The sequence below is a fragment of the Peribacillus sp. NPDC058002 genome, assembly GCF_042886655.1.
GTDB lineage: Bacteria > Bacillota > Bacilli > Bacillales > DSM-1321 > Peribacillus > Peribacillus aracenensis.
This window is the reverse complement of the sequence record NZ_JBHVQU010000120.1, coordinates 1-11544: the sequence shown is the minus strand read 5'-3', so window position 1 is coordinate 11544 and position 11544 is coordinate 1. Positions and strand designations below refer to the sequence as shown.

Annotated in this window: 9 protein-coding genes; 8 read left to right on the top strand and 1 reads right to left on the bottom strand. The window is 39.9% G+C overall.

Annotated features, from left to right (window positions below; all coding sequences use genetic code 11):
- The first annotated feature begins 147 nt into the window (after nucleotides 1–147).
- Nucleotides 148–1359 (top strand): iron-containing alcohol dehydrogenase, encoded by a 1212-nt coding sequence (locus ACFVSH_RS17925; protein WP_387598944.1) that lies wholly within the window; start codon nucleotides 148–150, stop codon nucleotides 1357–1359.
- A 144-nt stretch (nucleotides 1360–1503) separates the two neighbouring features.
- Here ACFVSH_RS17925 and ACFVSH_RS17920 read toward each other — a convergent pair whose 3' ends face one another.
- Nucleotides 1504–1758, bottom strand: coding sequence for an alpha/beta-type small acid-soluble spore protein (locus ACFVSH_RS17920; protein WP_260288278.1), 255 nt, complete (start codon nucleotides 1756–1758; stop codon nucleotides 1504–1506).
- A 228-nt stretch (nucleotides 1759–1986) separates the two neighbouring features.
- On the opposite strand from ACFVSH_RS17920, the gene ACFVSH_RS17915 reads away from it, so the two are divergent.
- The 7 genes from ACFVSH_RS17915 to pabB form a co-directional block, all read left to right on the top strand.
- Nucleotides 1987–2721 carry a YqcI/YcgG family protein gene (locus ACFVSH_RS17915; RefSeq protein ID WP_387598938.1) on the top strand — a complete coding sequence of 245 codons (735 nt, stop codon included), beginning with the start codon at nucleotides 1987–1989 and terminating at the stop codon, nucleotides 2719–2721.
- Nucleotides 2722–2953: 232 nt separating this feature from the next.
- A complete protein-coding gene (locus ACFVSH_RS17910; protein WP_192204950.1) occupies nucleotides 2954–3580 on the top strand; it encodes an FMN-dependent NADH-azoreductase in 627 nt (208 codons plus the stop codon).
- Nucleotides 3581–3697: 117 nt separating this feature from the next.
- Entirely contained in the window at nucleotides 3698–5494 is a 1797-nt protein-coding gene (pepF, locus tag ACFVSH_RS17905) for an oligoendopeptidase F (RefSeq protein ID WP_387707148.1), read from the top strand.
- A gap of 232 nt (nucleotides 5495–5726) precedes the next feature.
- Nucleotides 5727–7973 (top strand): AAA domain-containing protein, encoded by a 2247-nt coding sequence (locus tag ACFVSH_RS17900; RefSeq protein ID WP_387707146.1) that lies wholly within the window; start codon nucleotides 5727–5729, stop codon nucleotides 7971–7973.
- Nucleotides 7974–8265: 292 nt separating this feature from the next.
- The gene (locus ACFVSH_RS17895; RefSeq protein ID WP_387598928.1) at nucleotides 8266–9264 is read left to right on the top strand and encodes an LLM class flavin-dependent oxidoreductase; all 999 of its coding nucleotides are present in this window, start codon (nucleotides 8266–8268) and stop codon (nucleotides 9262–9264) included.
- Nucleotides 9265–9357: 93 nt separating this feature from the next.
- Nucleotides 9358–10380, top strand: a complete 1023-nt coding sequence (locus ACFVSH_RS17890; RefSeq protein ID WP_387707144.1) for an LLM class flavin-dependent oxidoreductase — start codon at nucleotides 9358–9360, stop codon at nucleotides 10378–10380.
- Between the two features lie 92 nt (nucleotides 10381–10472).
- Nucleotides 10473–11544: aminodeoxychorismate synthase component I (gene pabB / locus ACFVSH_RS17885; protein WP_387707142.1), on the top strand; the 1072-nt coding region annotated here is incomplete at its 3' end.

The following is an 11544-nucleotide window of genomic DNA, read 5'->3' as shown; positions in this document are numbered from 1 at the left end:
GGAATATGGGGTTATATAAAGCCGATAAAAGAGACAAGCTTAGTATCCATTTTACTTTTCATACTGACTGGCCATCAGAAACTTGATAGCCGGGCATGAACAATTCTTAATTGCGTTTATAAACTAGTATATCTGAGGTGAAATTTTATGAAGGTAAACGCTCATTCGAATTTTTGGTTAAGGTCTTCAGTTTACAGTGGCACTAACACTCGTTCACTCATTCCGGCCCTATTCAATGGTTTCGGGGCCAAAAGGATTCTACTCGTGAGTGATGCCGGCTTGGAAAATGCAGGTGTCGTTAAAAAAGTTGCAGAAACTTTTGAGCAACAGAAATTAAGTGCCAAAGCTGAAATAGTGGGACAGTTTCTGGATGTTACACAAGACGCGGCTAGTGAATGTGTAAACGAAGCATTGAAATATGCACGCGAAGTGAATGCCGATGCCATCCTTGCAATTGGTGGAGGGAGTGTCATCGATACAGCAAAGGCATTGAAATTCGGATTATATAAAGGAATTACGGATATAAATGATTCGATACCAGGCGGTTATCTGTATGAGGGTTTTCCAAAAGCGCAATCCATGAATATCCCGCATATTTCCGTAGCCACAACAGCAGGGACCGGTTCTGAAGTATCCCCGATCGCAGTCATATATAATGAACGTAAAAAAGTCAAAATGAATATATACAATGTTTTTTTAAGTTCGGATGTTGCCATTCTAGATCCCGAATTAACAGTCGGACTGCCATCTGACATTACGGCGTTTACTGGTGCAGATGCATTGACACATGCAATTGAAGCGATCGTTTCACCTGCAGCGACAACAATAACCGATGCGTATGCTTATCAGGCCATTCGAGTTATTGAAAGAAACTTACCGAGGGCCGTAAAGGACGGAACGAATATTGAGGCCAGAATGGAAATGCTTCATGGAAGCATGATGGGAATCACTGCATTTTGCAGTGCACTGAATGCGATTCCAGTTCATAACTTTGCCCACGCATATGGGGCATTATTCCGTATTCCGCATGGTTTGGCTAATGCCGTATTATTACCGGTCGTCATGGAAACAAATCCGGATTTATATCTTCCAAAGGCCCATTTGATGGCCGAAGCTTTTAATGTGAAAATACATGATGAAGATTCAAAAGGGATCTTAGCGAAAGTGGTAGAAAAGCTCCGTGTTTTCCTATCTGATCTTGGGCTGCCTTCCGACTTCGGCGCCTATGGAATTGACCATTCAAATATGGGAAGAATTCTTAAAGCGGTAATGACGGATCCAGCTGCCGCTAATTACCCGATGTCGGAGGAATTAATAATGTCAGTAGTTTCAAGAGTTACACCCGTGAGAATTAATTAATACTAAAAAAAAGCCAGCCTATAAAGGTTGGCTCTTTTGCGTTGAGTAATAATTGCGATGTACTAAGTTCCGAATTTTTTCGTTCATTCAGTTCGATTAATATATGATCTTTTGAATAAACAACCCCAACCGGGATCGGCTTTTTTAATGTTTTTTTCCTAAGTTCTCCTGTGCCATCTTTATAAGTTCCTTGACCATGCCTCCGCCTAACTTTCCACCTATTTTTCCATTCTGCTTGGAGGTCAGTTCTCCGTTATAATCTTTTTTCAGCGGTACGCCCATTTCTTTTGCTACTTCAAACTTTGCTTCTTCGGGATCCTTTGTACCAGCTACTTTGGCTTTTAGATCATCGAGTCCTTTTCGTGCTTCAGATACTAGAATTTTCCTTCTCCTTGCCAATTTTGCATCACTCCTTTTTTTTCTTAGGTTATCCCAATGTAAAGAAAATGATTAATAGGCAGATCGAAAGTTTTTAATTGACTCCCGATGAATCGGGAGTCAGTCATAATCTCTTAAATAATGAAGTAATTATATAGGATACGATTGATTGAGTTTATTCCAGCCAGAAGAAGTTTTAGTTTATTTAAAGCGGGTAACATATAATAAAATGATGTAAGGAGAAAAATGATGCTGACTGCTAATTCAAGTTTGTTAACAAAAGAAGATATGACAAATCCCGATCGAGTGCCGCAATGGTTAATTAAGGAATATCAAACATTCCATAATACAGTGACCGATAAAACCTTTCCTTGTTATTTTGGTATGAAAGCTGAAAATAAAGGGGAACTTCGTTATGCTTATATCACTCAGGAAGATTGGTCCAATCTCCCAAAAGCAGTGGAAAGCTTTCTTGATCTATTTCAGGATCCACCATATATCAGGCATGGCCTTTTTGTCTTTATGGAGCCTGAATCGATAGAGGGTGATATAGAATTGTACCGTAAAAGGTTTTGGGATATCCTGCAATACCTGCATAAAGCAGATGAAAAACCTTGGCCAATTGAAACGCCGAAAGATCCCGAACATTATTTATGGGACTATCATTTTGCAGGGGAACCAATCTTCGTCTTTGGTAATGCACCTGCTTATAAACAGCGTAAAACCCGAGATTTAGGAAATAGCCTTGTACTTGGATTCCAGCCCAGGATGATCTTTGAAGGCCTGGAAGGAACGGAAAAAGGCGGAATCATGTCGCGTGAAAAGGTTCGGGAACGAGTGGAGAAATGGGATAACCTTCCAAAACATCCTGATATCAGTCACTTTGGAGATGTAAATCATAATGAATGGAAACAATTTTTCATAGGGGATGATATAGAACCGATAAAAGGTAAGTGCCCCTTCCATCATAAAGAGTTAACTTAACCGAGAGCAAATTGCTCTCGGTTTTTTCGTATCTTCCTTGGAAGGTAATGGGGATAAAAAATCAATCCGTGAAAATTCATGAAATGGACATTTGAAAATAAAAAACAAATTTCTTGCCTTATTGGATTTTCGGTTTTATAATGTGAAAGTAGCAATTGCAGTTAATTCGAGATATATGGATTAAATGCTATTTTTAAAATAACATACAAAATTAACAATTGGGGGAACAAAAATGTCTAAAGTATTATTTGTTAAATCAAATGACCGCCCTGCGGATCAAGCTATTAGTGTCAAAATGTATGAAACGTTTTTGAACACATATAAGGAAGCAAATAGTAACGATGAAATAACTGAATTGGATTTATTTAACCTGAACTTACCTTACTACGGAAATACAGCAATTACTGCTCTATATAAACGCAGCCAAGGTATGGAATTGACTGAAGAAGAAGTGAAGATTGCCGATATCGTGCAACAATACTTGAATCAATTCCTTGCTGCCGATAAAGTAGTATTTGCTTTCCCACTATGGAATGCAACGGTTCCAGCACCATTGGTAACTTATATTTCTTATCTTGCTCAAGCGGGAACAACATTCAAATATACAGCTGAAGGCCCAGTCGGCTTAGTTGGAGGTAAAAAAGTGGCATTACTTAATGCACGCGGGTCCGATTATGCATTGCCTGGAATGGATGCTGGCGAAATGGCAGAGAAATACGTAACGATGAATTTGAACTTATGGGGTATAACAAACCCAGAAACAGTCGTAATCGAGGGACATAATCAATACCCAGATCGCTCACAGGATATCGTTGCCGAAGGATTGGCGAAAGTGGCTGAAACTGCTGCAAAATTCTAATTATAAAAGGCGAAACCAGTATGTATTTTTAGCATACTGGTTTTTCTATGCAGATTTTTCTGAAAGTCGATTATAATAAAGGGTAAGCCTATAAGCATGAAAGGAAGTGCAGACAATATGCAAACGTTTAAATCACGTGACGAAATAAAAATGGAAGAAACATGGAACTTAAAAGATATTTACGATGATCAGTCTAATTGGGAAAAAGATTATCAAGAAGTCCTGAAGATGACAGAGAAATTAAAAACTTACGATGGACATATTCAGTCGGCTCAAGATTTGTTCGAGTATTTACGATTAAGTGAGGAACTTGGGTACATTTATAACAAGCTATATGTTTTTGCCATGCTTCAAGCGGATTTGGATACACGGGTAACCTCATCACAAGCATTACTGGATCGGGCTGGTAAGTTAGGGCAGAAAATAAGCAATGCTTCTGCATTTTTCATGCCTTTTCTTTTGAGCCTGGAAGAACCCACATTAAAAGGGTACATAAATGAAATCGAGGGTTTGAAATATTTTGAGGAGAATCTACTGGATTCCTTCCGTTATAAGGCCCATGTGTTAACGAAAGAACAAGAAGAGGTGCTTTCCCAAATAGGCGAAGCCTTTTCAGCACCTCAAAAAACGTTCGGGATGATAAACAATGCTGATATTAAATTTGGTGAAGTTACGAATGTAGACGGCGAGAGGGTAGAGCTGACGCGAGGAATGTATTCCAAATTGATCGAAGACGATGATCGTGATAAAAGAAAAGAGGCCTATTTCGCCTATTATCAGCCATATGTACAATTGAAGAATACAATCGCTTCCACACTTTCCACAGCAATCAAGAATAATGTGAATCTGTCAAAACTAAGAAATTATCCATCTGCCTTGGAAAAATCATTATTTGGAGATCAAGTTCCAAAAGAGGTTTATGATAATTTGATTATGTCTACTAAGCAAAATATCGGACCCATGCATAAATACATTCACTTAAGGAAAAAATTGTTGGGTGTAAAAGAATTGCGTGCCTATGATTTAAGTGTACCATTAGTTGAAGGCGCTAAAGAGGAGATTTCTTACGATGATGGTTTTTCTTTGATGGTGGAGGCCCTGAAACCTCTTGGCGAAGAGTATATCACAATCCTGAAAACCTTTAAGGAAAAAAGATATATCGACGTCAGGGAAACACCTGGAAAACGATCAGGTGCTTACAATTTAGGACTTTATGGCGTTCACCCTTTCATCTTATTAAATCACCGTGATGACTTAGATAGTGTATTTACACTTGCTCATGAATCTGGACATGGTATGCATTCATACTATAGCTCAAAATACCAACCGCAAATAAGTGCAGGGTATTCCATTTTTGTCGCGGAAGTTGCATCAACTGTGAATGAAATCCTTTTGATTCGCCATTTAATTAAGATTACAAAAGATGTACAGAAGAAAAAACACTTACTTAACCATTTCATAGATAGTTTTAAAGGAACATTCTTCACACAGGTGATGTTTGCGGAGTTCGAAAAGATCGTACATGAAAAAGCTGAAAATGATGAACCTCTAAATGCCGAGGTTTTTAATACAGCCTATGAATCGATATTTCGTGCTTATAATGGAGATGAAATAATTTTCGATGAAGAAGTGAAGTATGGCTGGTCACGCATCCCACACTTTTATCGTCCGTTTTATGTCTACAAATATGCTACTGGTTACGTTTCAGCCATTACTATCGCTGATAAGATCCTTTCTGGGGACAAAAAAACACTTGAAAGTTATTTGACTTTCTTGAAAAGCGGGAGTTCCGATTTTCCATTGGAGCTGCTAAAGAAAACAGGCGTAGATTTAACTAAACCTGATCCAATCGAAAATGCAATGAAGATTTTCAGCGATCTGGTCGACCAATTCACTGATTTGTCCGAAGGCTAATCTAAACCATTTCTTCCAAAAGAGCCCATGGTATGATTTTATAAATAATGGTATAGTTAAAACATTGGCGTAGGAAAGGCCCAATCAATAGATTGGGCCTTATTTTATATGCTGAAGAAACAGGTAATTCGCGAAAAAAGTCATGGTGACAGCGTTATTTTAAACATCGGAGCCTAGCCAATGGGCCAGTTTCTTTGTACTTCAATGGCATATTTTGTGAGGAAAGTGAAAAATGAATTCGACAGTAAATTATATAAAAGAATGGCAGCAGGCACTACAACTTGAGATCTTGCATTTGAAAAAGTATGGCAGCACAAAATACCTGGTTTCAAACGGCTATCTGCTTACAAGTGACGGTTCTTTCAATTATTATTTTGAAACAGGTTCATCGGTAAAAATCCCTGTCGGTTCCCTCGTTCGACTGGAATGGGGAGGGATTAAACAAGATGGAAGAATCCTTTCATCAGAGGGGAAAAGTATAATCGTTGTTTTTGATCTTTCTTTAGGAGATATGATAGGTGAAGCCTTTTTATACCATGATCCCTGGGAATTGCTGGAACAATTGATTGTGCGCTTGGATGAAATCAAGAGAAGCAAAAGGAAAAGGCTTCGGATCAAACGCCTGATGGATCCGTCCATGCCGCAAAAACATCCATTAAATGAAAAACAAAGCAGTGTAAAAGAATTATATGCGCGCTCGAAGTTCAATCCTGTCACTTTTGTTTGGGGACCCCCTGGTACAGGAAAAACCTATACACTGGCTCGTACAGTAGCCAATCATTATTTACAAGATAAAAAAATTCTGGTTTTGTCCCATAGCAACACAGCTGTCGATGTTTTGATGGCTGAAATTTCATCATTCATTAAAAAGAAAGATCGTTTCAAAGAAGGCGATGTGCTTCGCTATGGATCTCAAACCGGTGAATCACTAGCCAACCATGATGATATTGTTACAGGGCAATTATTAGGGAAACATGAACCGACATTAGTTAAAGAAAAAGAAGAGCTTGGCGAAGAAAAACGTCTATTAAAGTATGACTTGGCAGGGTCATTCAGTAAAAGGGATACAGATCAATTAATTGAGATAGAGAAAAAGCTGGCCAAAGTCTTGGAGAAAATCCGCCAAAAAGAGGTTCAATTCGTAAAAGAAGCAAAAGTCATCGGAACGACCTTAGCTAAAGCCGCAAATGATGATACGGTTTATCAAAAAGAGTATGATCTGGTTATTTTGGACGAAGCGAGTATGGCTTACGTACCTCAGGTAGCTTTTGCTGCAGCGTTAGCCAAGCATATTATCGTTTGTGGTGATTTCAAACAATTGCCACCCATAGCTTCTGCTCGCGATTCCCTCGTGAAACTTTGGCTGAAGGAAGACATATTTCATCGGGCAGGTGTTGCCCAGTCTGTTGAAGAAGGAGAACTCCACCCTCATTTATTCCTATTAAAGGAACAGCGCCGCATGCATCCGGATATTTCAGCATTCACTAATCGTGTCGTCTATAACAATTTTGTTGGCGATCATAAAAGTGTTGCGACTAGCAGGGAAGGTATAATGCTGTCGGAACCGTTTGCCAATAAGGCAGCAGCACTTCTTGATACTAGCTTAGCAGGGGAATATTGCATTACTGAACGGACATCCCATTCGAGAATGAATATATGGCAATTGCTTTTATCTTTTCAACTGATTCATGAAGCTTATGTGGGCGGATCAAGGTCAATTGGTTATGTTGCCCCTTATCGTGCTCAGGCAGACTTGATGGAAAAACTATTGGATGACTTATATGGGAAAGAACGGCAAACGGCGGATATCATCGCTGCAACTGTACATCGTTTCCAGGGAAGTGAACGTGAGATGATGATCTTTGACACTGTTGATAGTTATCCGCAAAACAGGGCTGGAATGTTATTGACAGGGAGAGAAAGTGAAAGGCTCATTAACGTGGCCATAACAAGGACTAAGGGTAAGTTCGTACATGTATGTGACACTTCATTTGTTAACAAACACGTTTATCGCAGCAAAACACTTCGTCAGCTTGTCGATCATCAAATTCAAAATGATCAGATTGTATCAAAGAAAGACATTGGAAAATGGGTTAAACACCAGCACCCGAAATTGCAATGGATGCATGCCCGTAAATTAGGGGACTTTCAGGAAGATATTGAATCAACAAAACAAGAGATGGTTATCGCTGTTCCAGATTTGAACAGTTTGTCAGAAGAATGGCAGCAATATTTGATGAAAAGAAACCCTGCAGTGAAATTGACGACCATTTCAGCAAAAAGAAATCCTGATATCAACGCTGATCATTTTATTTGTTCACCAGTTTCCTTTTCCTTTATCATCTTTGATAAAAGAGTTGTCTGGCTAGGTTTGCCCGTCGAGTCCAATAATCGGGTCCAGCCCCCATTTATTGCGGCCCGTTTGGATTCGCAAATAATGGCAGATGAATTACTATCTCAATTCAAAAAAAGTGAATAATTTCGGAAAGGCCCTTAAAAAGGGCTTTTCTTTATATGCATTTCTTTCAAAAAAACCTCGATAGAATAAGTGGTGAAATGACTCCTTACCCGAGCACCTGCGCAATTAATGTATTAAACCAAATACCTCGCTAGAATATATAGTTCGCTTCTACTCCCCGATTTAGTTTCAACCCCTTATAATATCCGTTAAAGGCTGCAAACTAAAATAACAAAGCAAGCATTTCAAGCGACTTTCGACTAGTTATGATTTACCATTAAGTTACGAAAGCCAAGAAAGGCGGTAACAAAAAATGAAACTGAGCATTTTGGATCAATCCCCAATTGCATCCGGACAGACAGCACAAGAAGCATTGCAGGCATCATTACAACTAGCACAAGAAGGGGATAGACTGGGCTATAGCCGAATCTGGTTAACTGAACATCATGATCTGCCGGGATTGGCCTGTTCCGTTCCAGAGGTTTTGATAAGCTACATTGGTGCACAAACAAAAAATATCCGGATTGGATCAGGGGCAGTGCTGCTTCCGCATTATAAGCCATATAGGATAGCAGAGACTTATCATATGCTTGCAACACTTTTTCCAGGACGGATTGATATGGGACTGGGGCGTGCTCCTGGTGGCTCTGCAGAAGCAACGATGGCATTATCCGATAATTTTCTTCAGAATGTTTACAAAATGCCAGAACTTGTTCAAGAACTGTTGTATTTTCTAAGAGATGAATTTCCAAAAGAACATCCTTTTTCAAATCTCTCTGCTGCTCCTATCCCAATGGTACCGCCTGAACCATGGATATTGGGGACAAGTGGGAAAAGTGCAAAACTTGCCGCTGAGAATGGCACTGCATACGCGTTTGGTGAATTCATGAGTGAAAATGATGGCGTGCAGAGTTTTCACCAGTACCGTGAGGACTTTCAAACAAAAGGGTTACTTAAAGCACCTAAAACGATCGTTACGGTTTCGGCCATATGCGCAGAAACCGAGGAACGTGCAAAAGAAATCGCTCTTAGCAACATTCTATGGAAAATTCAAAGTGGTCAAGGGGAAAGAACGCAGGTTCCAAGTATAGAAGAGGTAAGGAACCATGTGTGGACTGAAAAAGAAAAAGCACTGATGGAAACCTTGGATAAAAAACTGATTTTTGGTACCCCTTTACAAGTGAAGCATCGGCTTTTGGAGATTCAGGAGAAATATCAAGCTGATGAAATCATGCTGATAACCATCACTCATAAGTTGGAGGATCGGCTTAATTCGTTTCGTTTGATTGCCAGGGAAATTCTTAACAGTTAATCCGTTCGAGCATTTTATGTGCATTTTGTGTGCATTTTCTATATGATGGCTTTGCGTCCAATTAATCATAATTGAAAGAAAGAAGATGAAGATATGAATGCTGATCAACAAGCTAAAAAACTTAGCGACATTTCTTTTTCCGTTCTGGATTTGGCTTCTATCGTTGAGGGTGGTACAGTTTCGGGAGCTTTTAAAAATACAGTAGAATTAGCTAAACATGCGGAGCAATGGAATTACAACCGTTTCTGGGTTGCAGAACACCATAGCATGCCTGGGATTGCAAGCTCTGCAACGTCAGTGCTTATAGGCTATGTTGCAGGTAGGACGGAAAGAATTCGTGTAGGTTCTGGAGGTATAATGCTACCGAATCATGCACCACTGGTTATCGCAGAACAATTTGGAACATTGGAAGCAATGTATCCTGGTAGAATAGATTTAGGACTGGGACGTGCTCCGGGAAGCGACCAATTTACAGCCATGGCACTCCGGGGTGATGTACGTAATAACGGTCAGGATTTTCCTGAACAATTGGCACAGCTCCGTAGCTATCTAGATGCGGACTCTAAACATAATCGTGTTCGCGCCATCCCTGGCGAAGGACAGGATATCCCGATTTGGCTGCTTGGTTCAAGCGGATTCAGTGCAGCATTATCAGCACAGCTGGGATTGCCATTTTCATTTGCAAGCCATTTTTCCCCTGAAAACACTCAACCAGCTTTAGCTCGTTACCGCAATAATTTCCAACCATCCGACGTTCTCGATAAACCTTATGTCATGGTTGGTATCAATGTATTTGCAGCTGATACTACGGATGAAGCGCAAAGGATCGCTACATCTTATCAACAGCAGTTCTTGAATTTGATAAGGAACACGCCTGGTCAACTTGCTCCTCCAGTTGATACGATGGAGGGCCTTTGGACAGAATATGAAAAGGCCATTGTCATGAAGCAGCTGAACGCTTCCATTATAGGAAATCCAAAAGAGGTTAAAGAGCAGTTGCAGGCATTTTTAAATGAAACACAGGCGGATGAAATGATTATAAACTCTGCCATTTATGATCAGGATGCACGCCTTCGTTCTTATGAAATCATTGCAGAAGTTACTGGAATGAAATAAGTGTCAAAGAATGAGCTTGCAGATTACGTGTCTGCAAGCTTTTTTATAAAATACATACCGATTGTCTTCATCAACAAAGTTAGGAGAGCAGAATGAAACGAGAAGATCCTTTATCCTTAATATTTCACTTCACAGATAAACAAGGTGACAGCCGGCCTCTTTTTTTTACGAACCCGAAAAAAGTGTTCACCGCCCATTCAATTGAGGATGTCCTTCCCCAATTCCAAAAAGTCCAGGAAGCAATTCAACAGGGGCATTATGCAGCGGGATATGTTTCCTATGAAGCGGCACCTGCTTTTGAAAAATCTTTTAAAGTAAAAGATGGAGCCAAAATGCCATTATTATGGTTCGGGATTTTTGATAAAGCGGAAGAAGACTTACCTGAAAAAATGACCGGGGCTTTTAATTTAGCTGAATGGAAATCAGAAATGGATTCAAATACCTATCATTCCGGGTTTCAAAGAATAAAATTCGAAATCGAGAAAGGCAATACCTATCAAGTCAATTATACGATGCGTTTGAAATCCCAATTCAAAGGAGATGACTTCGCTTTCTTTGATCGCTTGAAGAAAGCCCAACGCTCGAACTATAGTGCATATTTGAATGTGGGGACACATCGAATCCTATCGGCTTCACCCGAGTTGTTTTTCCGTTGGGAAGATGGTCAGCTGATTACTCGCCCAATGAAAGGAACGGTAAAGCGGGGAACAACTCTGAAAATGGATCAGCTCAATGCAGACTGGTTAGCAGCCTCGGAAAAGAATCAAGCTGAAAATTATATGATTGTGGACTTGCTGAGAAATGATTTGGGAATGATTGCAGAACCTGGAAGCGTCAAGGTTCCTCAGCTTAAGGCAATTGAAAAATATCCGACCGTTTGGCAAATGACATCCACGATTACAGCCGATACGAATCCGGAAACAACAATCATTGATATATTCAAGGCTCTTTTTCCATGTGGATCGATAACAGGCGCACCTAAAATAAAAACGATGGAGATCATTGCTGATATCGAGAATTCACCACGTGAAGTTTATTGCGGTGCAATCGGGTTTATCACCCCTGAATCCGAAGCCGTTTTTAATGTGCCGATTCGTACAGTCGTGATCGATAAGGCAACAGGGAAAGCTGAATATGGGGTAGGCGGGGGAATCACCTGGGATT

What these genes read in the sequence shown, in the direction of transcription:
- pepF (WP_387707148.1), top strand. Translation starts at nt 3,698, where the DNA reads ATGCAAACGTTTAAATCACGTGACGAAATAAAAATGGAAGAAACATGG.
- ACFVSH_RS17925 (WP_387598944.1), top strand. Translation starts at nt 148, where the DNA reads ATGAAGGTAAACGCTCATTCGAATTTTTGGTTAAGGTCTTCAGTTTAC.
- ACFVSH_RS17910 (WP_192204950.1), top strand. Translation starts at nt 2,954, where the DNA reads ATGTCTAAAGTATTATTTGTTAAATCAAATGACCGCCCTGCGGATCAA.
- ACFVSH_RS17900 (WP_387707146.1), top strand. Translation starts at nt 5,727, where the DNA reads ATGAATTCGACAGTAAATTATATAAAAGAATGGCAGCAGGCACTACAA.
- ACFVSH_RS17915 (WP_387598938.1), top strand. Translation starts at nt 1,987, where the DNA reads ATGCTGACTGCTAATTCAAGTTTGTTAACAAAAGAAGATATGACAAAT.
- ACFVSH_RS17890 (WP_387707144.1), top strand. Translation starts at nt 9,358, where the DNA reads ATGAATGCTGATCAACAAGCTAAAAAACTTAGCGACATTTCTTTTTCC.
- ACFVSH_RS17895 (WP_387598928.1), top strand. Translation starts at nt 8,266, where the DNA reads ATGAAACTGAGCATTTTGGATCAATCCCCAATTGCATCCGGACAGACA.